This window comes from Prosthecodimorpha staleyi (assembly GCF_018729455.1).
In the GTDB taxonomy this organism is placed as follows: domain Bacteria; phylum Pseudomonadota; class Alphaproteobacteria; order Rhizobiales; family Ancalomicrobiaceae; genus Prosthecodimorpha; species Prosthecodimorpha staleyi.
In genome coordinates, this window is record NZ_JAHHZF010000003.1 from 1 (window position 1) to 24078 (window position 24078).

Below are 24078 nucleotides of genomic sequence, written 5' to 3' on the forward strand. Positions count from 1 at the left end.
ACAAGATGCCCTCTCAGGCATCCCCGCAAGGACCACGCCGTCCACGTTTCTCTTTCTTCGATCCATCTTGTCAATGAACGCGACTAAGGATCAAACCTTCGTCGATGCCGGGGCCAAACCCCAGCTCATGTCCGTCCGGCGAAACCGTCGCGGGACCAAACCTCCATCATCCTTGCGGACGATCCCCTCGGGGCGTCACCCTCACGGGCGACCAGAGGCACAAATTCGTCCCCGTCTCTCTCGGGGCTGACCGCATCCACTTTGCCAGAGATCACTCTTGCTCGTGAAGCCCGATCCAAGCCCGTCTTTCCAGACCACCAGGACCGTCACCAGGGCGAAGCCCGCTGCCGTGTGCAGCGCCGCCGCCCTCGTTGGTGAGCCGGGTTCTAAGCCCATCACCCCGGGGTGTCAACACGGGTCGTCAAAAAATCTTCATGGCCAAGCGGGGCCCGACCCGAATCTCCAGGCGCGCCGCCGCTTTGCGGAGTTTTCCACAGGCTTGCGGTTCTGGCCAGAGGGCGCCCGATGCGATCGGTCGGGTCGGTCGCGGCCGCCCCGGCCCATGGCGGACCGCCGGTCGCGGCGTCGGAGGGGCTTGGCCGCCGTTCGACCGGAGCCTCATCCGCCCTGACCCGATCGGATGGGGCTCGGCATCTTCGTGCTTGTCCGCACCGACGTCCGATCGGAGCGCGCCGCTTCGATCGGCCCCGGCTCAGTCGACCGGCTGCAGGCGGACGATCTCATCCATGCGTACCGCCGCGCGGTCGATGGCTTCCATGCGGCACAGCGGTCCGCCGGCGGCGCTCGGCGTCGGTTCCGCGCTGGTCAGAACCGCCTTCAGTGGGCCGAACACAGCCGAGAAATGCGCGTCGCTGGGCTCGCAAGCAAAACCGACCAGGAAGCCGGCCATCGCGGTCGCAATAAACGGAATTTTCATGTCATCCCCCGTCGTTCCAGACGAGAGGTTGCCCGAGCGGCCGAAAAGATCAGGTTGACGACTTTGAATATTGAAACGGTTTCGATCGTTTGGGTAATCAGATGCTGAATCCCGCATCGCCCCGCCGGCCGATACGCTCGATTCACCATGCCGGCGAGCCGGCCCCGTGCGGTCCGCCGGCGCCCCCGCAGTGCCTGTCGCGTCGGGAGGACCGACGCGCCGGGCGCGCCCGGGAGCCCGGCGCGCGACGCCGGGCCATCGCGGACCTCGTTCGGCGTCAGGCCGGCGCCGCCACCAGGGCCTGCAGATAGCGGCCGTACTCGTTCTTGTAGTCGGCCGCCAGCGCGAGCAAGGCGTCTGTGGTGATGAAGCCGTTGCGCCAGGCGATCTCTTCGAGGCAGGCGATCTTGAAGCCCTGACGGGTCTCGACCGTATGCACGAACTGCGAGGCCTCGAGCAGGCTGGTCGGCGTGCCGGTATCGAGCCAGGCGGTGCCGCGCGGCAGCTGCACCACCGACAGGTCGCCGCGCCGCATATAGGCCTCGTTGACCGACGTGATCTCCAGTTCGCCGCGCGCCGAGGGCTTCACCGCGCGCGCGATGTCGACCACATCCGCATCGTAGAAATAGAGCCCGGTGACGGCGAGGTTGGATTTCGGCCGCGCCGGCTTCTCCTCGATCGAGACCGCCCGGCCCGTCCGGTCGACCTCGACCACCCCGAACGCGCCCGCATCGGCGACCGGATAGGCGAAGACCACGGCGCCCTTCTGCAGCTCGGCCGCCTGGCGCAGCACGCCGGTCAGTCCGGCGCCGTAGAAGATGTTGTCGCCGAGCGCGAGGGCGACCGGACCGCCGGCGCAGAAATCCGCGCCGATCAGGAAGGCCTGGGCCAGCCCCTCCGGCTCCGGCTGCGGCGCATAGTCGATCGTGATGCCCCAATCGCGCCCGTCGCCGATCACCGCCCGGTAGAGCGGCAGCGCCTCGGGCGTGGTGATGAGGAGGAACTCCCGGATCCCGGCCAGCATCAGCACCGACAGCGGATAGTAGATCATCGGCTTGTCGTAGATCGGCAGCAGCTGCTTGGAGACCGCACGCGTGATCGGATAGAGCCGGGTGCCGCGGCCGCCGGCCAGAATGATGCCTTTCATGATGGCGAGCTCGTTTCCTTCGAAGACAGGGGCGGCAACAGCCGGTCGAGGACGGTGCCGAGCCCGCGCCGCCAGTCCGGCAGACTGACGGCCCAGGTCTCGGCGAGCCGGCTGCAATCGAGCCGGGAATTGGCAGGACGACGGGCCGGGGTCGGATAGTCGGCGGTGCCGATCGCATCGACCGGCACGGCGCGCGCACCGCGGGTGGCACAATCTGCCATGATGGCGCGGGCGAAGCCGCACCAACTGGTCTCGCCGGCAGCCGTCATATGAAAGATCCCGCCCATGGTGGGCGGAGTGGCCCGTTTCGGGTCGACGTCCGCGGTCGCCGGCGCGTCCGCCGCAGCCGTCGCCTTGAGGGCGAGATCGATCAGCGCTTCGGCGATATCGAGCGCGGAGGTCGGATTGCCGATCTGGTCGTCGACCACGCGCAGGCGGTCGCGCTCGCCGGCCAGCCGCAGCATGGTGCGCAGGAAATTCGCTCCCGCCGGACCGTAGACCCAGGCTGTGCGCAGGACCAGCGCGGTCGGATGCGCTTCCAGCACGGCCAGTTCCCCTTCCCGCTTGGAGCGGCCGTAGACGCCGAGCGGCGCGGTCGGATCGCTCTCGCGGTAGGGCTCCGGCTTGCTGCCGTCGAAGACATAGTCAGTGGAGAGGTGCAGGAGCGGCAGACCGAGACGGGCCGCGGCGCGCGCGACGGCCGCAGCCCCGTCGCGATTGATCCGGCAGGCCCGGTCCGGCTCGCTCTCGGCGCGGTCGACCGCCGTATAGGCGGCAGCCGACACCACGACATCGGCGCCGGTGGCCTCGATCAGCCGCATCACCGCCTCCGCGTCGGCGGTCTCCAGGTCGAGGGCCGGCCGGCCGATCGCCGTCACGGCAAGGCCGCGCCGCGGTCCGGCTTCGGCCAGGGCGCCGGCGACCTGACCGGTCGCCCCGGTGACGAACAGCCGACATGTCATCGGGCTGCCGCCAGGCCGAGCCGGCCACCCTGATAAACGCCGCTGCGGATCGGCTCCCACCAGTCGCGCCGGTCCAGATACCAGGCGACCGTCCGCTCGATGCCGGCCTCGAAATCGACCGCGGCGCGCCAGCCGAGTTCGGCCTCGATCCGGCCGGCGTCGATGGCGTAGCGCCGGTCGTGACCCGGCCGGTCGGCGACATGGCGGATCAGACGGTCATGCGGCGCGGCCCCCGGATGCAGCCGGTCGAGCACGGCGCAGATCGCGCGCACCACCTCGATGTTGGTGCGCTCGTTGCCGCCGCCGACATTGTATTTCCGGCCCGGCCGGCCCTTGGTCAGGATGGCGACCAGCGCGCGGGCGTGATCCTCGACATAGAGCCAGTCGCGCACCTGGCGGCCGTCGCCGTAGACCGGCAGCGGCTTGCCGTCGAGCGCATTCAGGATGATCAGCGGGATCAGCTTCTCGGGAAAATGATACGGCCCGTAATTGTTCGAGCAGTTGGAGACCAGCGCCGGGAAGCCGTAGGTGCGATGCCAGGCCATGGCGAGATGATCGGCCGCCGCCTTGCTGGCCGAATAGGGCGAGGACGGATCGTAGGGGGTCTCCTCGGTGAAGAGCCCGGTCTCGCCGAGCGAGCCGTAGACCTCGTCGGTGGAGACCTGCAGGAAGCGGAACCGGTCGGCCTTGCCGCGCCCCTCCCCGTCGAGCCAGGACCGCGCCGCCTGCATCAGCGTCGCGGTGCCGAGGACATTGGTGGTCAGGAAGGCGTCCGGGGCATCGATCGAACGATCGACATGGCTCTCGGCGGCGAGATTGATCACCGCGTCGGGTGCGAAGCGGCGGAAGACCGCGTCCATGGCCGCCCGGTCGGTGATGTCGGCATGGACGAAGGCGTAGCCGGGCCGATCGGACACGGCGGCCACCGAAGCCAGGTTGGCCGCATAGGTCAGCTTGTCGACATTGACCACTGACAGCCCGAGATCGCCGATCAGATGGCGGATCACGGCGGATCCGATAAATCCGGCGCCGCCGGTCACGATGATGCGCATGGTTCCCCTCGCCCGGCTCCAACCGGACCTCTGGTTCACGCCGGCCGGATCGGCCCGAGCGGCTCGCCGTCATAGTCGAACGGACTTTTCAACGCCGCCAGCGGCGGCAGGGCCCTGTCGCGCTCGGACACCGTAGCGTCGCCCGCGCCGATGCCCCAGTCGATCCCGATCTCCGGATCGCCGAAGAAGACGCCGCCATCGGATGCGCGGTCATAATAGGCGTCGACCTTGTAGAAGACGATGGTGTCCGGCTCCAGGGTGACGAAACCGTGGGCGAAGCCGGCCGGGACGAACAGTTGCTCGCCGCCCTCGGCGGTCAACCTGACCGCTTCGAAGCGACCATAGGTCGGCGAGCCGGTCCTGATGTCGACGACGACATCCAGGATCGCGCCGGCCAGAACCCGGACGAGCTTGGCCTGGGCAAAGGGCGGCGCCTGGAAATGGAGGCCGCGGATCGTCCCGGCGCGCCGCGACAAGGACTGGTTGTCCTGCACGAAGCGCGTCGTCACGCCGGCGCGCGCAAGGTCCCGCTCGTTCCAGGTCTCCGAAAACCAACCGCGTTCGTCGCCGTATCGTTTGGGCACGATGTACAGGGGCCGGGACACGCAAAAACCTCTTGGCTATCCGACTTCGACGCAATCCACCTCTCGACGGACCGATCCGCCGATGCCCGGACACCGCGCGCCGCGGTTCGGGACCCTAGACCGTGCACATCGCCAGCGGAAGGCCGTCTGTCAATATGCTGACACCCTGTCGGCGCACCCACCACCAGCGCGGGCATATTTCTTCAGCATGCTTGTATTCCGCGCAGCTTCAAAGTCGACCCTCGACCTCAGGCAGTATCTCGTCACGTAACGCGATCTGCGTGGAGACGTCTATAAAAGCTCCGATTTTCAATTTTGACTGTTTCGATGACGAATTATTCACTGACCAGTGAGATGTTGCCGCTGCCTGGATTGTTCCGCGTGGAGAGAGGCATTGAGGTCGTTCAGACCGATCGAAGATTGGGGACGGGAGGAATCGCAAGCGGAAGCCGCATTGCGATTCAGTCTCGTCGCCGCTCTCTATGCAACGCCGAAGTCGATGCTCGTCGCCACCCTGGTGGCTCTCGTCGTCGTGGAGGTCGCTGCCGACATCAGCGGCGATGGCGTCTTCCGGCTGTTCCTCGCCGGATTCCTGGCGATCGGCATCGCACGGGTCATCGCCAACGTCGCCTATATCCGCAGCCCGCAGAATCCCGCCGACCGGATCGCGACGCGACGCTGGGAACTGGCGGCGCTGGCAGGCGCCTGGGGCTTCGCGGCCGTGGTCGGCCTGTCGGGGGGCTATGCCTCGCTGAGACATGCCGGCACCCCGACGGAGTTTCTGGTCGGATGCTGCGTCATCGCCTATGTGGCCGGCATCTCCTCGCGCAATGCCAGCCGGCCGCTGATCACCGTCGGCCAGATCTCGGCGACATGCTTTCCGTTCGTCGGGGCCTTGGTCCTGGCCGGCGATCTGGTCCACCTGGCCCTCGGCGCCATGATCTGCGCGCTCTATGCGAGCACGATCGTGATGTGCCGGAAGGTCTACGACACGATCGTCTCGCGGCACCGCGCCCAGGCCAAGCTCGAGCGGCTGGCGCTGCGCGATCCCCTGACCGGCCTTCTCAACCGCTCGGCCTTCTTCGAACGGCTCGAGCAGGCCCTCGGCAGCCTGGATCCGTCGCGCTGCCTCGGTCTCCTCGCCATCGATCTCGACCGCTTCAAGGATGTGAACGACACGCTCGGCCATCCGGCCGGCGACAAGGTGCCGCTCGAAACCGCGGAACGGCTGCGCACGATCCTCGGCGCGGACGACTGCATTTCCCGCATCGGCGGCGATGAGTTCCTGGTGCTGGCGGAAGCCGACACGCCCGCCGGCATCGCCGCGACCGCCCAGCGGGTGGCGGACTGCCTGGGCAAGCGCATCCTGCTCGACCTGACCCGGGTCACCTGCGGGGCGAGCATCGGCTATGCGGTCGCGCCGCGCGACGGCAGCTATCTCGACGAACTGATGCGCCACGCCGATCTGGCGCTCTATGCGGCGAAGCGCCGGTCCGCCGGCAGCGTGGTCGGCTACGAGGCCCAGTTCTCCGCCGTCTATCACGAGCGCATGGAACTGCTCGCCGACCTCCAGGTAGCGATGGAGGAAAACCAGTTCGAACTGGTCTATCAGCCGATCGTCAATCCGAGCGACGGCCGGACCGTCTGCTGCGAGGCGCTGCTGCGCTGGAACCATCCGCGCCGCGGCGTGATCCCGCCGTCGGTGTTCATCCCGCTCGCCGAAGCCACCGGGCTGATCGTGCCGATCGGCGCCTGGGTCATCCGCGAGGCCTGCCGGGAGGCGACCTTCTGGCGATCCGACATCAATGTCGCCGTCAACCTGTCGCCGGTCCAGTTCAAGGACGGCGAGGCGTTGATCGAGACGGTTCTGCAATGTCTCGCCGCGACCGGTCTTGCCGCCTACCGGCTGGAACTCGAGGTCACCGAAAGCGTGCTGATCGAGGACGCCGAGGAGGCCCTTTCGCTGATCTCCGCCCTGCGCCGCCAGCAGATCGGCGTCGCGCTCGACGATTTCGGCACCGGCTTCTCCTCGCTCGGCTACCTGCACGAATTCCCGTTCTCGAAGCTGAAACTGGACCGGGTCTTCTCGCGCAACCTGGTCGGATCGCGCCGCTCGGCGGCCATCGTCCGGGGCGTCGTGCAAATCACCCGCGACCTGCGGATGGAACTGGTCGCGGAGGGGATCGAGACGGCCGAACAGCTCGATTCCGCATCGCGCCTCGGCGTGAATGCCGTCCAGGGCTATCTCTTCTCGCGTCCGCTCTCCGCCGAACGGCTGCGCGAGACCATCAGCGCGCCGATCCAACCCACCTCCCGGCCGCCGCGCCGCAACGGCGCCGTGAACGCGCATTCGGCCGCGTGACCGGTCGGGCACCCCCCGCCATCCAGCGCCTTGACGCCACGACCTACGCAATTCTACATATGACCCTTCGAAATTAACTCTGTTTTTTAACCACATTTCCATATATCGCGGTAATGAATCGTTAATCATGTTCCGATCGGCCTGACCCTTTGGTTAAATCCACTTGAAGGTTCGCCCGTGCGGCGGCGGACCCGACCAAGAGGCCGACACCATGGCATTCATGTATTCGGGGGCCGGCGCCCACCGTACACGCCAGGATTCCAGAAACGTTTCTGGCCACATGCTCTCCGCGGCGACGATCGACGGAGAGGATATCGACCGCTACTGCGAGATGGCGGAAGCATTCGAGACCGGCGTCGGCCCGATCGGGCGGGCGGCGGGACGTGCCGTCGCGCTGCTGTTCTTCCAGCCGAGCACGCGCACCCGGGTCGGCTTCCAGGTCGCCACCGTGGCGCTCGGCTCCCATGCCATCGGCATCGAGGACATGACCGCCTCGCGCTCGAACAAGCGCAGCGGCGAGACGCTCGAGGATTGCGCGGCGGTCTTCTCCAATCTCTGCGATGCGATCGTCGTGCGCCACTTCGAGAACGGCGCGGCGGCGCGCATGGCGGCGAAGTCGCGGGTGCCGGTGATCAATGCCGGCGACGGCTGGAACGAGCATCCCAGTCAGGCGCTGATCGACATCTTCGCCCTGCGCCGCGGCCTCGGCCGCATCCGGGGCCGGTCGATCGCCATCGGCGGCGATCCGCGCGGTCGGACCGTCCGCTCGCTGGTGCAGTTGCTGCGCCACGAGCATCCGACCGAGATCGTGTTCTGTCCGCCGTCGCACATCCCGGTGCCGGAGGATCTGATCGAGACCTTCACGCGCCACCAGATCCGGTTCCGCCAGATCAGCGACGTGAACGACGCCTTGACCGGCTGCGACGCGATCATGATGGCGCCCTACGACATGTCGGACATTGGCGAGGCGCCGAACTCCGATTATGTGTCGCCGCGGCGGACGCCGGACAGCCATGTGATCACCCAGGAGAAGATCGACCGGCTGAGTTCGTCGGCGCTGCTCTACCACCCGCTGCCCCGCCAGGACGAGATCGATCCATCATGCGACGACCTGGACAACGCACGGTATTTCGAGCAGGTTCGCCTCTCGAAGTTCATGCGGATGGCGATCCTGGACCGGGCCTTGTCGGCCGTCTGAATCCGGCGGAGGACGATGCGGGGGTGACGACAGATACGGCCAAGGCATCCCCGATCGCAGCCGTCGCTGCCCTGATGGCGGGCGCACTCCTGGCATTCGTGGGTGCGGCCCTGTCGATCCGTGTTCTGTCGGGAACCCTCCCGCCGCTGCAGATCAACATCGTCCGCACCGGCGGGGGCCTCCTGCTCCTCCTCGGTGCGCTCGCGATCCGTCCCTCCCTGGCGCGCGGGCTGGATATCCGCCGGGCCTACCGGCATATCCCGCGCAATATCGCCCATGCCTCGGCGGGCGTCTTCTGGACCGTGTCGATCGGCCTCCTGCCGCTCGCGACCGTCTTCTCCCTGGAGTTCACGGCGCCGGCCTGGGCGGCTCTGCTCGCCTTTCCGATTCTCGGCGAGAAGATCGGCCGCATGACGATGGTCGGCATCTTCGCCTGCATCGTCGGCGTGCTGATCATCCTGCGTCCGTCGCCGTCGACCTTCGACGTCACGGCGCTGCTGCCGCTCTGCGCTGCCCTCGGCTTCGGGCTGTCGGTGCTGTTGACCCGGCGGCTGACCCGCACCGAGACGACCTTTGCCATCCTGTTCTGGATGATGGTGATTCAGCTGACCCTGAATGCGGTCGGCAGCGCCTTCTGGCCGGGAGCGCAGCCGGGCTTTGGCGCGCTCGACAGCCATGGCCTGCTGGCCTGCTTGACCTTGGCCGTCTCCGGTCTGCTCTCGCAGCTGTGCCTTTCGCGCGCCCTGCATCTGGGCGAGGCGCTGCTGGTCATGCCGCTCGACTTCCTGCGCGTGCCCCTGATCGCCGTCATCGGCTATTGGGTCTTCGGCGAACCGCTCGACATCTGGGTGTTCATCGGCTTCGGCGTCATTGCCGGCGGCATCGTCCTCGGGCTGATGGCCCAGGCCCGCAAGGTGGAGGAGACGGCGGTCTGACCGCCGTCGTCCGGCCGAGCCGCCGGGTCGGCCGTGAGCCGGCCGCTCAGGTCCGCCGATAGTCGTCCTCGTAGCGGCGGATGTCGTCCTCGCCGAGATAGGGGCCGGACTGGACCTCGATGATCTCGAGCGGGATGTGGCCGGGATTCTCCAGCCGGTGCACGGCGCCGAGCGGGATATAGATCGACTGGTTTTCGGTCAGGAGGCGGACATCGTCGCCGACGGTGACCTGCGCGGTGCCGGAAACGACCACCCAATGCTCCGACCGGTGCAGATGGCTTTGCAGCGAGAGCTTGCCGCCGGGATGGACCGTGATCCGCTTGACCTGGTAGCGCGTGCCGCGGTCGATCGATTCGAAATTGCCCCAGGGCCGGTAGGACATGCGGTGCTCGGTCGCCTCGCGGCGCCGGGCCGCGGTCAGCTGCTGCACCACCGACTTGACCTCTTCGGCACGGTCGCGCGCCGTCACCAGAACCGCATCCTTGGTGGTCACGACGACAACGTCGTCGAGGCCGATCACCGCGGTCAGCAGGTCCGGCGATCCGACATAGCAGTTGCGCGCGCCGACGAACACGGCCTCCCCGGACGCGGCGTTGCCGTCCGCATCCTTCTCGGCCAGTTCCCAGATCGCCGACCAGGCGCCGATATCCGACCAGGCGAAATCCGACGGCACCACGGCGGCGCGGTCGGTCTTCTCCATCACCGCATAGTCGACCGATTTCGCCGTCGCCTGCCCGAAGGCCTCGCCGTCGAGCCGCAGAAAGTCGAGATCGCGCGACGCCTTCTGCACAGCCTCCCGGACCGGTCCGGCGATGGTCGGCGCCAGCCGCGCCAGCTCGTCCAGGAAGACACGGGCGGAGAACAGGAAATTGCCGGAATTCCACAGATAGCCATCGGCGAGGTAACGCTCGGCGGTCGCAAGATCCGGCTTCTCGACGAAGGCCGCGATGGCGTTGACGCCCTCGGCGCCCTCGACCGGCCGGCCCGGGCGGATATAGCCGTAGCCGGTCGCCGGCCGGTCCGGACGGATGCCGAAGGTCACGATCCGCCCCGCCTCCGCGGCGATCCGCCCCCGTTCGACATGGTCCCGGAAGGAGGCCGCGTCCGGAATGGCGTGGTCGGCGGCGAGGACCAGGACCAGCGCCGCGGGATCGCGCCGGAGCGCGATTTCCGCCGCCGCCGCGATCGCCGCGCAACTGTCGCGCCGCAAAGGCTCCAGCACGATGTCGCCTTCGATGCCGAGCGCGCGCATCTGCTCGGCGACCAGGAAGCGATAGTCGGCACCGGTGATCACGATCGGTGCGCCGTAGCCGGCGCCGGCAACCCGGCGGACCGTCGCCTGGAACAGCGAGTCCGATCCGACCAGGGTCAGGAACTGCTTCGGAAAACTGTCGCGCGAAGCCGGCCAGAGCCGCGAGCCGGAGCCGCCGCACAGGATGACGGGAATGATCGCTGCCACCATTTGGGGGGCTCCGTTCAGAGAGACTGGTTGTAGGCGCCGACTTCCGGATTCTCGCGCAGCACGGCATCGACGGCGCGGAAGATTTCGTGCATGCGCGCCTCCGAGACCGGGCTTTCGACCACCACCACCAGTTCCGGCTTGTTCGACGAAGCGCGCACCAGGCCCCAAGTCCCGTCGGCCGTGGTCACGCGAACCCCGTTGACGGTGACCAGATCGGTGATCGGCTGGCCGGCGACCGGTTCGCCGGCCGCCCGCATCGCCTCGAAACGGGCAACGACCCGCCGGGCCACGTCATATTTCACTTCGTCGGCGCAATGCGGCGACATGGTCGGCGACGACCAGGTCTTGGCGATGGCGCCCTTCAGGTCCGACATGCGCCGGGTCGGGTTGCGGTCGAGCATGTCGATGATGGCGATTGCCGAGACCAGGCCGTCGTCGTAGCCCCGACCGATCGGAGCGTTGAAGAAGTAGTGACCCGACTTCTCGAAGCCGGCGACGGCGCCGAGTTCGTTGACCCGCCGCTTGATGTAGGAATGCCCGGTCTTCCAGTAGTCGGTCGTCGCGCCATTCGCCTTCAGGACGGGATCGGTCATATAGAGACCGGTCGACTTCACGTCGACGACGAAGGTCGCCTGGGGGTAGAGCGCCGACAGGTCGCGCGCCAGCATGACGCCGACCTTGTCGGCGAAAATCTCGTCGCCGGTGTCGTCGATGACGCCGCAGCGGTCGCCGTCGCCGTCGAAGCCGAGCCCGACATCGGCGCCGTGCTCGAGCACCGCGTCGCGGATGGCATGGAGCATCTTCAGGTCTTCGGGGTTGGGATTGTAGCGCGGAAAGGAATGGTCGAGTTCGGTGTCGAGCGGCACCACCTCGCAGCCGATCGCCTCCAGCACCTGCGGCGCGAAGGCGCCGGCCGTGCCGTTGCCGCAGGCCGCCACCACCTTGAGCGGGCGCGTGATCTTCGGCCGGTCGGTCAGGTCGCGCATGTAGCGCTCGGCCAGGTCGGCGACGAAGACATAGGAGCCGCCGCCGCAAAGGTCGAAGGCCGCGGACAGCACGATCTCCTTCAGCCGGCCCATCTCGTCGGGCCCGAAGGTGAGCGGACGGTTGGCGCCCATCTTGACGCCGGTCCAGCCATTCTCGTTGTGCGAGGCGGTGACCATCGCGCAGGCCGGCACGTCGAGTTCGAACTGCGCGAAATAGGCCATCGGGGTGACGGCCAGGCCGATATCGTGCACCCGGCAGCCCGCCGCCATCAGGCCGGTGACCAGCGCCATCTTGATCGAGGCCGAATAGCTGCGGAAATCGTGTCCGGTGACGATTTCCCGCCGGATGCCCAATTGCCCAAGCAGGGTGCCGAGCCCCATGCCGAGCGCCTGCACGCCCATCAGGTTGAGCTCGGTCCCGAACAGCCAGCGCGCGTCATACTCGCGGAAGCCGGTCGGCTTCACCATCGGCTCGGACTCGAAGGCATAGGTGTTGGCAATCAGCTTCGGCCGGGGAATCGGGAACATTTTCGATGGCACTCCGACGCAATACGGAAGGAACGGCAGGTGGGGCAGCCAGGACGCTCGACCGGAATCGAACGCGAGTCTCGGAACCAGACATGCGGCGACGGCAAAGCGACGCTCGTCCGCACGCGATTCCAGGACGATAGTCCAGCCACATGAAAGGACTGCTTACAACCCCGCCCGGGACGGCGTCCCGCGGTCAGGCCGTTAAGTCCGGCGGCTGCCGGACCCGGCATCGCCATCCTGCAGCGCCGCAGACCTCATCGTGCGATCGCCTGCGGCGTGCAGACGACCTCGGCCTCCTTGACGAAGCAGAGACTGATCTCGCCGGTCGTCCGGTTCAATCGGAAGACGCCCCATTCGGTCTCCCAGTTCGAGCCCTTCAGGTCGTAGTCGCCTGACGGCATCGCCCGCGCCCCCTCTCCCGGCGGGAAGCAGGCCATCGACCCGGCAGCACCGCCGCCGGCCTGATACTGGCAGGCGCCGACCGTGCCGGTGTAGCGGTCGAGCCAGTAGACCCTGTTCTGGTTGCTGACCGACGGCGAGGCGAACACATATTCGGCCGCCGCCGGCCCGGCTGCGAGCATGGTCCCGGCCAGGGTCAGGACGCCCGCCAGAAGGCGACGGGATTGGATGCAGGGACTACCCATCGACGCGATTCTCCGCTTCAACGCTGCCGGGCCCGAACCGGGCCGGCCGATTCGAAAGCCAGACCTTGATGCACACCGGGCAGCCACCCCTTCTCGTCTTCGACCTCGACGGCACCCTGGTCGATACCGCTGCAGACTTGATGGCCACGCTCAACGCCCTGCTGGTGCGCGAAGGCCATCGTCCCCTGCCCTTTTCGGCGGTCGGGTCGCTGGTCGGCCAGGGCGCACGGGTCATGCTGGAACGGGGGCTCAGGGCAAACGGCGTCGAGGTCGAGGAGGCGGTGCTGGCCCGGCTCTTCGACGATTTCCTGGAGCACTACAGCGCCAATATTGCGGCCGAGAGCCGGCCCTTTCCCGGCGTGCTCGACGCGATGGACCGCTTTGCGGCGGCAGGTTGGCGGATGGCGGTTTGCACCAACAAGATGGAGAGCCTGTCGCGGCGCCTGATCGGTGAACTCGGCCTGACCGACCGGTTCCATGCCATCTGCGGCGGCGACACCTTCACGGTGCGCAAGCCCGATCCGGCCCATCTGATCGGCACGATCGCGGCCGCCGGCGGCGACCCGCAGCGCAGCGTCATGATCGGCGACAGCCGGGCCGACATCCTGGCGGCGCGCAATGCCGGCGTGCCGGTGGTCGCCGTGACCTTCGGCTACAGCGACGTTCCGGTCGCGGATTTCACGCCGGATCGGATCATCGACGACTTCGCGGCGCTTTGGGAGGCGGTCCATGGCGTGGTCGGGACCGGTGCGCCGGTATCGGTCGCGGCCATCCGGCAGAGCCCGGCGGCCGGACCGGCGCGGGACTGAATACCCGTTCGGCGGGCACCGGAGCCGCCGGCCCGCGGCCCTGAACAGACGACTGCGCTGCCTGATCGGCCGGGCAATGCCTCCGGTCCGGAGCCCGACCGGTGCGGGCTGCCGGCCGGGCTCCGTCCAGAACCGGGCCGCGCAAAAAGTCCGGCCCGGCCATCCCGCGCGACACGGAAAGAACAGGCGACCGGGCCGGCAAAGTCCTATTCCGGCAAGTCCAATTCCGCGCTCGCCCCCTTGCGGCGCATCATGTCGATCGATGCGCGCGGCGTCGCGGCGGCGTCGCGCCCAGGGGGGGATGGGTCAGCTCTTGCGGCCGGTCGTCTTCTCGGCATCGCGCACGGCGTCCATGCACTCGTCGAACTCGCCCTCGCCGAGTTCGCGGTTGGCGTCCTTCAACGCCTTCTTCAGGCGGGTCAGGACAGGAGCCGGCGGGTTCTTGGCGATCTCGGCCTTGATGAAGGCGATGCCCTTGGTGCAGGAGGCGAGATCGTCGGCGGCCAGCGCCGGGCCGGAGGCGATCAGCAAGGCCGCGACGACGAGCGCGGGACGGAGCATGGACGACATCTGCGTTTCCCCTTTGATTTCGGATTTTTGTCTGTCGGGAGCCCCCGGCGGCCCGTGCCGCCGGAGCCCGGCCGGCCGATCACTTCACGATGATCTTGCCGGTCATGCCCTTCTGCTCAAGACCGCCGATGCGCCACTCGTAGGTGCCGGTCTTGATGGCCACGAAGGAGACTTCGATCGTGCCCTGGTCGTCGAACTCGAGCCAGGCCGGGCCGCCATTCATGTGGACCTCGAGATCGTTGATGACGATCTGATCGCACCAGATGTTGCGGAAGAATTCCGGCGCCAGGAACTTCATCTCCTTGGGGCTCTTGGAGGTGATCTGGAGCCGATAGGCCTTGCCGGTCTCGATGGTGATCTCGCGGTTCTCGACCGCATAGTCGTTGTCGGCGCCGTCGCCGAGCACGATCTCGGGCAGGATCTCGCGACCCTTCATGAGATCGCCGGCGGCCTGCGCCGTCTGGGGCAGCACCGCTGCGGTCACGCCCGCCAAGGCGAGGCCGGCGGCAAGAAGGATGGTGTTGAGGCGGAACACGGCGTCTCTCCCGATGTCGATCCGGCCTTCTCCCGGCCGGCAGGTCGGTCGGATCCCATCAGGCCTCCGGACCGGTCGAGAGCCGATCTTGCAGGTTTCGAAGCGCGATGCACGCGCCGAAGACTGTGCGATTTCTAAGAGTTCGCCCGATACGGGCGCCAGGGGACGGCATCCCGCCGTCCCGGAGCACCAACCACCGCGCCGGCTTCTTAGAGAGCCCTCAGCGCGGCGATCGGTCACGGGCGGACCGCCCGATGTGGCGGGCGCCGCCGGGGCGGCAGTCGGTTCAGCGGCCCCAGGTCAGGGCGAGTGGCTGAACCTCGCGCGCCAGTTCCAGGAGGCCGGCGCGGGTGGCCGGATGCAGCGCTTCGAGCGGGTGGCGCACCGCGTCGGAGCGGATCACGCCGCCCTCCATCATCACCGCCTTGCAGGCCCGCAGGCCGCATTGCCGGTTCTCGTAGTTGATCAGCGGCAGGATGCGCGCATAGAGCTGCCGCGCCTCGTCGCGGCGGCCTTCCCGATGGGCGATCACGACCGGGCGGATCAGGTCGGGCAGCAGCGCGCTCGCCATGGTGCCGGTCGCCCCGGCATCGAGATCGGCCATCAGGGTGATGGATTCCTCGCCGTCGAAGGGACCCACGATCGCCTGGCCGCCGAGCGCGATCAGCGTCCGCAGCTTGGCCGCAGCCCCCGGGCACTCGATCTTGTAATACTGCATCAGCGGCACCGCCTCGGCGATGCGCACCATCGCGGCCGCCGACAGGGTGACGCCGGAGAGCGGCGCGTCCTGCAGCATCAAGGGGATGCCGCAGGCATCGGCGATGCGGGCGAAATGCTCGATGACGGCGCCCTCGTCGGCGCGCAATGTGGCGCCGTGATAGGGCGGCATCAGCATGATCATCGCCGCCCCGGCCTCGGCCGCGGCCTTGGAGCGCGCCGCCGCGATCCGGGTCGAGAAATGGCTGCAGGTGACGATCACCGGCACCCGGCCGGCGACCTGCTCCATGCAGGTCGTCAGCAGGACCGACCGCTCGTCGTCGGTGAGCAGGAACTGTTCGGAGAAATTGGCCAGGATGCAGATGCCGTCGACACCCTGGTCGACCATGCAATCGATGACGCGGCGCATGCCGTCGAGATCGAGATCGCCATTGTCGTGGAACGGCGTCGGGGCGATCGGATACATGCCGGTATAGGGTTGGGCCATCGGGTCTCCTCCGTGAACGTCCCCATTGCGGGGTTCTATTCCTCAGAGGATTGATAGCCCGGATTCGGCGCCGATGCGAGACGGCGCCGGCGCGAAATCAAAAGGCGGCGCCCTGCCGGACGCCGCCTCGGAAACCGCAACGCCGGTCGACGGCGGGCCGGATGCGAACCGGCGTTCAGCCGGCCTCGTTGACCCAAACCACCAGATCGCCGACCAGCTTGCCGAAGGCATCGCTGAGCCCCTTCGCGGCCGGTTCCGGCTCGGCGGATTCGGCCGGCGCCTCGGAGCGGAAGATCCGGGCGGCGACGACCTGCCCCTCGCCGCTCTGCAGCTTGATCGACAGCTCGATCACCGCAGTCGGCTTGCCTTCGGTCGCGACCTGGAAATTGCGGATGTCGACCAGCATCGACAGGTCGGCGGTGCCGGCGTCGTTGCCCTTCTGGACATGGCCGAGATAGCCGGCATTCTCGAAGCTCTCGACCAGCTTGGCCTGCAAGAGCTTGGGCAGACTGTCGCTGAGCTGGCCTTCGGCCAGCGGCATGCGCTCGTTCGGCTTGGTGCTGAGCAGGATCTTCTGGGTGTCGAACACCACCAGCGCGCTCGGCTCCAACACGGCGAACTTCGCCGCCGGCGGCTTCTTCAGTTCGGCGAAGGTCTTCGGCGCCGCCAGGTCGTAGACCACCGCCGGCTTCTTGTCCTTGCCGCCGCCGAGCATCTTGTCGAGGCTTTCGGCGATCGTATCGATGCGTCCGGCATTGCGGCCGAGGGCGTCCGAGAAGACGGAGATCTTGTTGACGATGTTGCTGAACGGCTCGGAATTGTCCGCCAGCAGCTTGTCCATGCGCCGCAGCACGCCGAGTGCCGACTGGGTCAGCGTCTCGCTCGCCGCCGCGCCGACCTCGAGCAGCGGCGGCCCGCCGCCGGGACCGGGCGTCAGCGCGGTGGTGGAGGTTCCGCTGCCGAGCAGGATGGCGGGCGAGCCCATCAGGCCCTGGGTCTCGACGACGACGCGGGTATCGGTCCGGATCGGCGTCGCGGTCGCCACGCCGATCAGCACGTCGATCTTTAGCGGATCGGCCGGATCGTATCGCAGCGACTTGACCTCGCCGACCTTGATCCCGTTGAACATCACCGAAGAGCCGGCGCGCAGGCCCACGACCGAGCCTGAAAAACGGAGCCGATACTGGCTCTCCGCCCCGACGCCGCCGGTCGTGTGCAGCCAGAACACGAACAGGAAGGCGGCACCGATCACCGCCAGCGTGAAGGCGCCGATGATCCCGTAGCGGGCTTGCGTTTCCATGGTCAGACCTCGGTCGCGGCGGCAGCGGAGAAGTGCAGGCTTGCCCGCTCGCCGCCGAAATAGGATTTCACCCAGGGATGATCGCTCTCGTACATGGTGGCCAGCGGCCCGACCGTGACGATGCGCCCGTCCGACAGCACGGCGATGCGATCGCAGATCGTGCGCAGGCTGTCGAGATCATGCGTGACCATGAAGACGGTGAGCTTCAGGGTCGTCTGCAGGGTCCGGATCAGTTCGTCGAACTCGCCGGCCGAGATCGGATCCAGGCCGGAGGTCGGCTCGTCGAGGAAGACGATCTCGGGATCGAGCGCCAGCGCGCGGGCGAGCGCGACGCGCTTGGTCATGCCGCCGGAGAGTTCCGAGGGGAACTTGTCGAGATCGTCCGGACCGAGCCCGACCATCTCCAGCTTGGCGAGGGTCACCTCGTCCATCAGCCGCTGCGAAATGCCGAGATATTCGCGCATCGGGAACTGGACGTTCTGCCGGACGGTCAGCGACGAGAACAGGGCGCCGTGCTGGAACAGAACGCCCCAACGCCGCTCCAGGCCGCGCAGTTGCGCGTCCGATGCCCGGTCGATATCGGTTCCGAGCAGCACGACCTGACCCGACCGCTTTGGCACGAGGCCGATCATGGTCCGCAGGAAGACCGATTTGCCGCCGCCCGATGCCCCGACCACGCCGAGGATCTCGCCGCTGCGCACGTCGAGCGACAGTCGGTCCAGCACGGTGTGATCGCCGAAGCCGACGACGAGGTCGCGCACTGAGATTGCCGGGGTCGCTCCGCCGAGGCTCATGGGGTCACATCCCGATCGAAGCGAAGAAGATGGCGAAGAAGCCGTCGAGCACGATCACCAGGAAGATCGACTTGACCACCGAGACGGTCGTCTGCAGGCCGAGCGATTCCGCGCTGCCCTTGACCCGCATCCCCTCCGAGCAGGCGACGATGCCGATCACCAGGGCCATGAACGGCGCCTTGATCATGCCGACATCGAAGTGTGTCAGGGATACCGCCTCGCGCAGGCGCGCCAGATAGATCAGCTGGTCCATGCCGCCATAGCCCCAGGCGACCAGCAGGCCGCCGTAGAGCGCCGCCATGGACCCGAGGAAGGCGAGGATCGGCAAGGCGACGACGAGCGCGGCGATGCGCGGCAGGATCAGGACCTGCACCGGATCGCGCCCCATGGTCTGCAGCGCGTCGATCTCCTCGCGCATCTTCATCGAGCCGAGTTCGGCCGTGTAGGAACTGCCCGAACGGCCGGCCACCATGATGGCCACGATCAGGACGCCGATCTCGCGCAGCACCAGGATGCCGACCATGTCGACGACATAGTCGTCGGCGCCGAACTTGCGGAAATGAAAGAAGCCCTGCTGGGCGATGATCCCGCCGATCAGCACCGTGACCAGCAGAATGATCGGCACGGCCCGGAGGCCGACCCGGTCGAGCTGGTTGACGAACGAGGTCAGGCGGAAACTGCGCGGATGCGCGAGTGTCCTGACGATGGCGACGGCGACCGCTCCGAGCATCTGCACGAAGGTGGTCAGCTCGCCGCCCAGCCCCTCGACCGAGCGCCCGATGGAGCGCAGCCATCCTCCGAAACCGGTTTCGGATGTCCGCTGGCGCGGGGTCCGGCGGTTGGTCGCCGCAACGCGGGAGAGCAGGTCCCGATAGCTGTCGCGGACGCCGACGATCGAGGCTTCGCCGTCGCCGCCTCCGCTGCGGACCAGGCGTTGGACCAGCCAGGCGCCGAAGGTGTCCATCTCGCCGAGCCCGGCAAGATCGACCTGTCGCGGGCCGGGACCGGCCTTTTCGGCGGTCTCGACCAGACCTTCCAGCGCATGCGCATGGGAAGCCGTCCACGATCCCGCCGCAACGAGATCGATGCGTTCGCCGTCGCGGCGAATCTCGAGTGTTCCAGCAGTCACCGGCACCCCCTCGCGCGAGCGCCGTCATGCCGCGAGCATGCCGGCCTCCGATGACCGGCGATCAGGCTGGCGATGGCCTTACCCCTTCCGGTTAAACGTGATGCTGATCTGCGTCAGCTCCGTTCCGGGCGAACGGATGGTCACGTTCTGCGTGCGGCCGCGCGTCTGAATATACAGCGAGGCGGAGAACTGAGCCCCCTGTGCGGCGGCCTTGATCTCGCCGGCCTGCCCCCGGCCGGTGATCACACCCTCGACGTTGCGGGTGGTCTCCATCCATTTGCCGGTGACGGCGCCGTCATTGTACTCGATCGAACAGCGCAGGGAAAACTTGTAGTTATCGCTGTTGCACTGGATCGTCAGCTGCATCGAATCGCCGGCAGGCACGACCCGATAGCTCGCATCGCAACGCAGCCGCTCCGCCGTCCCCTGGGCATTCTGGGCCGTGCCCGAGCCGGACCAATTGCCGTTGAAGCTGCGAAGGGCGCCTTCGCTCGCTTCGGCACTCTGGGCCCGCGCAGGCGCAGGTGCGGCCGAAGCCGCGGCGAAAAGGCCGAAGCCGATCAGGGTCACGGAGGCCAAGCGCCGCGCAAAACCCACGAACCGGCCGAACGACTCCCGTCGCTCTTCCTCCAAAAACGATTTCCACGCCATATTTCGCTCCCTGCCGGATTCGACGAGGCCCCCGGCACTCGAGGATACGTTATTCATTCGACCGAACCGTAACAGCCAGAGCGACAATTCGGTCTATTTTCAGATCGCGATTGTGTGCGTTCGGCAACAGACGAAGATCCGAAACGGGTCGTGGTCAACCCGGAATCAGATTTTGGGCAATTTTCGCGTGCGCAACGTCCCGCGTCGAGTCCGCCGCGATCACGTCACGGGGAGCAGGGCGATTTTGTCCCGCCGTCGGACTTCGCAACCCTCACGACAGCCGCCGGAGGCGCACGACCCGTTCGAAGAAGAGCATGCCGGTCGGCCGGCGACCGGTTCCGATGACCGCCGTCCGGGGCAATTGCTGCGCCAGGGCCGCATGCAGTTGCCGGATCCGGTCCTCGTCGAGGGCGCTCATCGCGTCGTCGAGGAACAGCCATTCGGGCCTGTGCAGCATGGCCCGCGCAAAGGCCACGGCCTGCTGCTCGTCGAGCGACAGCATGCGGCTCCAGCGTCCCTCTTCGTCCAGGCGTGCGGCGAGATGGCCGAGCCCGACCGTCTCCAGGGCCTCGGTAAAATCCAGGGCGGCGAATTCGTTCGGCTCGCGCGGATAGGCGAGCGCGGCGGACAGCGGCCCGACCGGCAGGTAGGGACGCTCGGGCAGGAACAGGCAGCGGGATCGCGACGGCATGCGGATGGTGCCCGAGCCGAGCGTCCACAGGCCAGCCAGCGCCAGGAAGACCATGCTGCGGCCGGCCTTGGGATCGCCGACGATCAGGACATGCTCGCCCGGGCCGACCTCGACCGGCGGCCCCTCCAGCCCAGCCGACCCGCCGGCCAGGGTCAGCCGCAGATCCTCGAGCACGAGGCGCGGCGCCTCCGTTTCCTCGATCACGATATGGCCCTGCTCGCCCTCGGTGCCGACCGGCGTCGCCAGCGCAGCGCGTAGCGCCAGGATGCGTTCCAGCGTCGCCATCCAGTCGGCCAGCCGGGGCGCGTTGTCGACCAGCCAGCGCAGCGAGCTCTGCACCTGGTTGAAGGCGCCGACCACCATCATCAGGCCGCCGAGCGTCAGCGTCCCGGAAAAATAGCCCGGCGCGGCGGCGAGCACCGGCACGACCAGCGCCAGCCAGCCATAGCCCGAGGTCGCCCAGGTGAGGTTGGCGACCTGGCGGGCGAGACGGCCCATGGCGTCGGTCACGGCCTCGAAATGGCGCGCGAGCGTGCGCCGCTCGTCGGCCTCGCCGCCATAGAGCGTGATGCCCTCCGCCGATTCCTCGACCCGGACCAGGGCCAGCCGCAGCTCCGCCTCCCGCTCGTAGCGTTCGGCATTGGAGCGCACCAGCGGCCGGCCGATCAGCCAGGCGAGACCGGACCCGAAGGCCGAGAAGGCGACCGCACACCAGACCATCGAGCCGGGCACATACAGGACCTCCCCGCCGACCGGAAAGCCGACCTGGCGCGACAGGCCCCAAAGCACGCCGACGAACGTCAGAAGCAGGAGGATGGCCTGGAGCAGGCTGGTACCGAGATCGGCCGTCAGTTCGGCGATCCGGCGGGCATCGTCCTGGATGCGCTGGTCGGGATTGGCGCCGGCCTCGCCGGCGAAGGCGAGCAGATAGGCCCGCTTCGGCACCAGCCAGAGGTCGAGCAGGTCGTCGGTGACGACCCGCCGCAGGGCGATCTTCAGCCGCTCGACCAGCCAGGTCTGCGAAACGACCAGGACCAGGAGCATGCCGGCGAGCGACAGGAAGCGGAGCAGCTGCTGCAGGAAGGCCGGCACGTCGCGCTTCTCCAGCGCATCGTAGAACGCACCCTGCCAGTTGTTCAGGCCGATCTGCAGGACGGTGTTCAGGATCACCACCATGCCGAGACCGGCCATGACCACGAGCGCGCGACGTTCCCGCCGCGCCCAGGCCCGCGCCACATTGACCGCCGCATCGGCGCGCCAAGCCTCCGAGCGGCTCCGAGGCGCGTCCGCCTCCTCCCTAGCGGTCATCTCTGCTACCTTCCGGCCATCGGGCCGCTTCACCTTGGGGGTCGAAGCTGTCGGTCGCGCGCCAGAACGTCAACCGTGGAAAAACCGCATCGGATGTCACACCGCCTTCGTCCCGCGAGCCGGCACGCCCGCGCGCTCCTGAAACGGATGACGCTCGCCGAGAAGATCGGCCAGTTGACCATGATCACGCTCGGCGACCAACCGACCGGCCCGATCGCCGATCCGGTCACCATCGCGGAGGTCCATGCCGGCCGGGTCGGCAGCGTGCTCAACCTCGCCGGGCCGGAGCGGATCGCGCAGGTGCAGGCGCTGGCGCGCGCCACCCGTCTCGGCATCCCGCTCGTCTTCGGGCTCGATGTGGTGCACGGATACCGGACGGTCTTTCCGGTGCCGATCGCCGAGGCCGGTGCCTTCGACCCGACGCTGTGGCGCGAGACGGCCCGCGTGGCCGCCGCCGAGGCTCGCCGGCAGGGCATCCACCTGACCTTCGCCCCGATGCTCGACATCGCCCGCGATCCGCGCTGGGGCCGCATCGTCGAAGGACCGGGAGAAGATCCCTGGCTGGCGGCCCGCTTCGCCGCCGCGAAGGTCACCGGCTTCCAGGGCGCTGACCTGGCTGCGCCGGACGCGCTCGCCGCCACGGCCAAGCATTTCGTCGCCTACGGGGCGGCCGTCGCCGGGCGCGACTATGCCGGCGCGGAGGTCTCGGCCACGAGCCTCGCCGAGGTCTATCTGCCGCCGTTCCGGGCCGCCGTCGAAGCCGGCGTCGCGGCGGTCATGCCGGCCTTCTCGGACATTGACGGCGTGCCGATGACCGCCCATGCCGCGCTGATCGCCGGGCGGCTGCGGCGCGTCTGGGGCTTCGACGGTGTCGTCATCAGCGACTGGGACGCGATCGGCCAGCTCGTCGCCCACGGCGTCGCGGCGGATCTCGCCGAGGCCGCCGCCCTGGCGCTGAGGGCCGGGGTCGATATCGACATGGTCAGCGCGGCCTATCGGCGCGGCCTGCCCGAAGCCCTGGACCGCGGTCTGGTCGAACCCGAGGCGATCGACGCGGCGGTGCTGCGCGTGCTGGCGCTGAAGGAGAGGCTCGGCCTGTTCGAGGCGGAACCCGTCGCCCCGGCCGGACCGCCGCCCGCAGCCGAGGCCGCTGGCCGGCGCGCGCTCGCCCGGCATGCCGCGGAGCGCAGCACCGTGCTTCTGCACGACCGATCCAGCCTCCTGCCCGTCGGCAGCCCGCGACGGATCGCCGTGATCGGCCCCTTCGCCCGTGCGGCCGGCGGCGGCAGCGACCGGATCGGCCCCTGGGCCGGGCTCGGCGACCCCGATCAGGCGTCCTCGCTGCCGGCGGCCCTGCGCGCGCGCTTTCCCGATGCCGAGATCGTGTCGCGGGTCGGTGTCGACGCCCACAGGCCCGGCCGGCGCGACATTGCCGGGGCGGTCGCGGCCGCGCGTCAGGCCGATCTGGTGCTGCTGTGCCTGGGCGAACCGGCGGACTGGAGCGGCGAGGCGGCCAGCCGCGCCGAGCCGGGCCTGCCGGGCGACCAGCCCGCCCTGGCCGAGGCCATCTTCGCCCTCGAGCGGCCGACCGTCCTGATCCTGACCGGTGGCCGCCCGCTGATCGCCTCGGCCGTGATCGATCGCGCCGGGACCGCCCTGATGGCATGGTTCGGCGGAACCGAGATCGCCCCGGCGCTGGCCGGCATCCTCGCCGGCGACGTGCCGGCCGGCGGCCGCCTGCCGGTCTCCTGGCCGCGCAGCATCGGCCAGATCCCGATCTTCTTCGCGGAACGTCCGAGCGGGCGCCCCTTCGCGCCCGACAATCCGTTCACGTCGCACTATCTCGACCAGCCGAACGCCCCGCACTTCCCCTTCGGCCATGGCGGCACGCCCGGCGCCTTCGCGCTGTCGGACCTGGCGGTCGCGCCCGTCACGGTCGGCCCGGCGGAGGAGATCGCGATCGCCGTCACCGTGGCGAGCACGGCCGCGCGCGCGGAGGATGCGGTGGTTTTCGTCTTCATCCAGGCCCTCAAGGCGCTGCCGAATCGGCCGGTCCTGGAACTGCGCGCGGTCGAACGGGTCGCGCTGGCGCCCGGCGAGACCCGGCGCGCAACCCTCCGGCTGCCGGCCGCCGCCCTCGACCGTCTCGGCGATGGGGCGGTCCCGGAGCCCGGCCGCTATGCCATCCGGGTCGGCCTCGATGCCGACCGTAGCCGGCATCTGGTCGCTGCGGTGACGCTCGAAACGCGGTAGGCACCCCGCCCGATCGCTGTCCGCGCCCGGCTCG

The 24078-nt window shown here is 68.4% G+C and carries 21 protein-coding genes; 5 read left to right on the top strand and 16 right to left on the bottom strand.

Features of this window, described 5'->3' with window-relative positions:
* Positions 1-712 precede the first annotated feature (712 nt).
* The 5 genes from KL771_RS05975 to rfbC all read right to left on the bottom strand — a co-directional run bounded on the left by KL771_RS05975 (position 713) and on the right by rfbC (position 4703).
* Complete coding sequence (locus KL771_RS05975) at positions 713-1054, bottom strand: hypothetical protein (protein WP_261967643.1); 342 nt, start codon at positions 1052-1054, stop codon at positions 713-715.
* A 160-nt stretch (positions 1055-1214) separates the two neighbouring features.
* A complete protein-coding gene (rfbA, locus tag KL771_RS05980; RefSeq protein ID WP_261967644.1) occupies positions 1215-2084 on the bottom strand; it encodes a glucose-1-phosphate thymidylyltransferase RfbA in 870 nt (289 codons plus the stop codon).
* Positions 2081-3046 (bottom strand): dTDP-4-dehydrorhamnose reductase, encoded by a 966-nt coding sequence (gene rfbD / locus KL771_RS05985; protein ID WP_261967645.1) that lies wholly within the window; start codon positions 3044-3046, stop codon positions 2081-2083. The genes rfbA and rfbD overlap by 4 nt, the downstream gene beginning before the upstream one ends.
* On the bottom strand, positions 3043-4098 hold the full coding sequence (rfbB, locus tag KL771_RS05990; RefSeq protein WP_261967646.1) for a dTDP-glucose 4,6-dehydratase: 1056 nt from the start codon (positions 4096-4098) through the stop codon (positions 3043-3045). The genes rfbD and rfbB overlap by 4 nt, the downstream gene beginning before the upstream one ends.
* Positions 4099-4133: 35 nt before the next feature.
* Positions 4134-4703: a dTDP-4-dehydrorhamnose 3,5-epimerase gene (gene rfbC, locus KL771_RS05995; protein WP_261967647.1), complete on the bottom strand. Its 570-nt coding sequence runs from the start codon at positions 4701-4703 to the stop codon at positions 4134-4136.
* A 433-nt stretch (positions 4704-5136) separates the two neighbouring features.
* On the opposite strand from rfbC, the gene KL771_RS06000 reads away from it, so the two are divergent.
* From KL771_RS06000 to KL771_RS06010, 3 genes are all read left to right on the top strand, one after another.
* Entirely contained in the window at positions 5137-7044 is a 1908-nt protein-coding gene (locus KL771_RS06000) for a putative bifunctional diguanylate cyclase/phosphodiesterase (RefSeq protein ID WP_261967648.1), read from the top strand.
* A 211-nt stretch (positions 7045-7255) separates the two neighbouring features.
* The gene (locus KL771_RS06005; protein ID WP_261967649.1) at positions 7256-8242 is read left to right on the top strand and encodes an aspartate/ornithine carbamoyltransferase family protein; all 987 of its coding nucleotides are present in this window, start codon (positions 7256-7258) and stop codon (positions 8240-8242) included.
* 23 nt (positions 8243-8265) lie between these two features.
* Positions 8266-9177: a DMT family transporter gene (locus KL771_RS06010; RefSeq protein ID WP_261967650.1), complete on the top strand. Its 912-nt coding sequence runs from the start codon at positions 8266-8268 to the stop codon at positions 9175-9177.
* A 46-nt stretch (positions 9178-9223) separates the two neighbouring features.
* Here KL771_RS06010 and KL771_RS06015 read toward each other — a convergent pair whose 3' ends face one another.
* From KL771_RS06015 to KL771_RS06025, 3 genes are all read right to left on the bottom strand, one after another.
* Positions 9224-10639, bottom strand: coding sequence for a mannose-1-phosphate guanylyltransferase/mannose-6-phosphate isomerase (locus tag KL771_RS06015; protein WP_261967651.1), 1416 nt, complete (start codon positions 10637-10639; stop codon positions 9224-9226).
* 14 nt (positions 10640-10653) lie between these two features.
* On the bottom strand, positions 10654-12153 hold the full coding sequence (locus KL771_RS06020) for a phosphomannomutase/phosphoglucomutase (protein ID WP_261967652.1): 1500 nt from the start codon (positions 12151-12153) through the stop codon (positions 10654-10656).
* Between the two features lie 257 nt (positions 12154-12410).
* On the bottom strand, positions 12411-12800 hold the full coding sequence (locus tag KL771_RS06025) for a hypothetical protein (protein ID WP_261967653.1): 390 nt from the start codon (positions 12798-12800) through the stop codon (positions 12411-12413).
* Between the two features lie 68 nt (positions 12801-12868).
* Here KL771_RS06025 and gph point away from each other — a divergent pair, with 68 nt between their 5' ends.
* Complete coding sequence (gene gph / locus KL771_RS06030) at positions 12869-13609, top strand: phosphoglycolate phosphatase (RefSeq protein WP_261968079.1); 741 nt, start codon at positions 12869-12871, stop codon at positions 13607-13609.
* 306 nt (positions 13610-13915) lie between these two features.
* On the opposite strand, the gene KL771_RS06035 is transcribed toward gph, so the two are convergent.
* The 8 genes from KL771_RS06035 to KL771_RS06070 form a co-directional block, all read right to left on the bottom strand.
* Positions 13916-14179 (bottom strand): hypothetical protein, encoded by a 264-nt coding sequence (locus KL771_RS06035; RefSeq protein ID WP_390866540.1) that lies wholly within the window; start codon positions 14177-14179, stop codon positions 13916-13918.
* 79 nt (positions 14180-14258) lie between these two features.
* Positions 14259-14714 (bottom strand): hypothetical protein, encoded by a 456-nt coding sequence (locus tag KL771_RS06040; RefSeq protein ID WP_261967654.1) that lies wholly within the window; start codon positions 14712-14714, stop codon positions 14259-14261.
* A 286-nt stretch (positions 14715-15000) separates the two neighbouring features.
* Positions 15001-15918: a dihydrodipicolinate synthase family protein gene (locus KL771_RS06045; RefSeq protein WP_261967655.1), complete on the bottom strand. Its 918-nt coding sequence runs from the start codon at positions 15916-15918 to the stop codon at positions 15001-15003.
* 175 nt (positions 15919-16093) lie between these two features.
* Positions 16094-17218, bottom strand: coding sequence for an ABC-type transport auxiliary lipoprotein family protein (locus KL771_RS06050; protein WP_261967656.1), 1125 nt, complete (start codon positions 17216-17218; stop codon positions 16094-16096).
* Between the two features lie 2 nt (positions 17219-17220).
* The gene (locus tag KL771_RS06055; RefSeq protein ID WP_261967657.1) at positions 17221-18012 is read right to left on the bottom strand and encodes an ABC transporter ATP-binding protein; all 792 of its coding nucleotides are present in this window, start codon (positions 18010-18012) and stop codon (positions 17221-17223) included.
* Positions 18013-18016: 4 nt separating this feature from the next.
* Positions 18017-19141, bottom strand: a complete 1125-nt coding sequence (locus tag KL771_RS06060; protein ID WP_261967658.1) for an ABC transporter permease — start codon at positions 19139-19141, stop codon at positions 18017-18019.
* Between the two features lie 78 nt (positions 19142-19219).
* Positions 19220-19792, bottom strand: a complete 573-nt coding sequence (locus tag KL771_RS06065) for a hypothetical protein (protein WP_261967659.1) — start codon at positions 19790-19792, stop codon at positions 19220-19222.
* 271 nt (positions 19793-20063) lie between these two features.
* Positions 20064-21791: an ABC transporter ATP-binding protein/permease gene (locus tag KL771_RS06070; RefSeq protein WP_261967660.1), complete on the bottom strand. Its 1728-nt coding sequence runs from the start codon at positions 21789-21791 to the stop codon at positions 20064-20066.
* Between the two features lie 93 nt (positions 21792-21884).
* Between KL771_RS06070 and KL771_RS06075 the strand changes: the two genes are divergently transcribed.
* Positions 21885-24044 (top strand): glycoside hydrolase family 3 N-terminal domain-containing protein, encoded by a 2160-nt coding sequence (locus KL771_RS06075; RefSeq protein ID WP_261967661.1) that lies wholly within the window; start codon positions 21885-21887, stop codon positions 24042-24044.
* The last annotated feature ends 34 nt before the right edge of the window (positions 24045-24078 follow it).

Excerpts from the sequence above, each read along its gene's own strand:
- KL771_RS05975 (WP_261967643.1), bottom strand. The coding sequence starts at position 1,054 with ATGCGGGATTCAGCATCTGATTACCCAAACGATCGAAACCGTTTCAAT.
- rfbA (WP_261967644.1), bottom strand. The coding sequence starts at position 2,084 with ATGAAAGGCATCATTCTGGCCGGCGGCCGCGGCACCCGGCTCTATCCG.
- rfbD (WP_261967645.1), bottom strand. The coding sequence starts at position 3,046 with ATGACATGTCGGCTGTTCGTCACCGGGGCGACCGGTCAGGTCGCCGGC.
- rfbB (WP_261967646.1), bottom strand. The coding sequence starts at position 4,098 with ATGCGCATCATCGTGACCGGCGGCGCCGGATTTATCGGATCCGCCGTG.
- KL771_RS06005 (WP_261967649.1), top strand. The coding sequence starts at position 7,256 with ATGGCATTCATGTATTCGGGGGCCGGCGCCCACCGTACACGCCAGGAT.
- KL771_RS06015 (WP_261967651.1), bottom strand. The coding sequence starts at position 10,639 with ATGGTGGCAGCGATCATTCCCGTCATCCTGTGCGGCGGCTCCGGCTCG.
- KL771_RS06020 (WP_261967652.1), bottom strand. The coding sequence starts at position 12,153 with ATGTTCCCGATTCCCCGGCCGAAGCTGATTGCCAACACCTATGCCTTC.
- KL771_RS06025 (WP_261967653.1), bottom strand. The coding sequence starts at position 12,800 with ATGGGTAGTCCCTGCATCCAATCCCGTCGCCTTCTGGCGGGCGTCCTG.
- gph (WP_261968079.1), top strand. The coding sequence starts at position 12,869 with ATGCACACCGGGCAGCCACCCCTTCTCGTCTTCGACCTCGACGGCACC.
- KL771_RS06035 (WP_390866540.1), bottom strand. The coding sequence starts at position 14,179 with ATGTCGTCCATGCTCCGTCCCGCGCTCGTCGTCGCGGCCTTGCTGATC.
- KL771_RS06045 (WP_261967655.1), bottom strand. The coding sequence starts at position 15,918 with ATGGCCCAACCCTATACCGGCATGTATCCGATCGCCCCGACGCCGTTC.
- KL771_RS06050 (WP_261967656.1), bottom strand. The coding sequence starts at position 17,218 with ATGGAAACGCAAGCCCGCTACGGGATCATCGGCGCCTTCACGCTGGCG.
- KL771_RS06055 (WP_261967657.1), bottom strand. The coding sequence starts at position 18,012 with ATGAGCCTCGGCGGAGCGACCCCGGCAATCTCAGTGCGCGACCTCGTC.
- KL771_RS06065 (WP_261967659.1), bottom strand. The coding sequence starts at position 19,792 with ATGGCGTGGAAATCGTTTTTGGAGGAAGAGCGACGGGAGTCGTTCGGC.
- KL771_RS06070 (WP_261967660.1), bottom strand. The coding sequence starts at position 21,791 with ATGACCGCTAGGGAGGAGGCGGACGCGCCTCGGAGCCGCTCGGAGGCT.
- KL771_RS06075 (WP_261967661.1), top strand. The coding sequence starts at position 21,885 with ATGTCACACCGCCTTCGTCCCGCGAGCCGGCACGCCCGCGCGCTCCTG.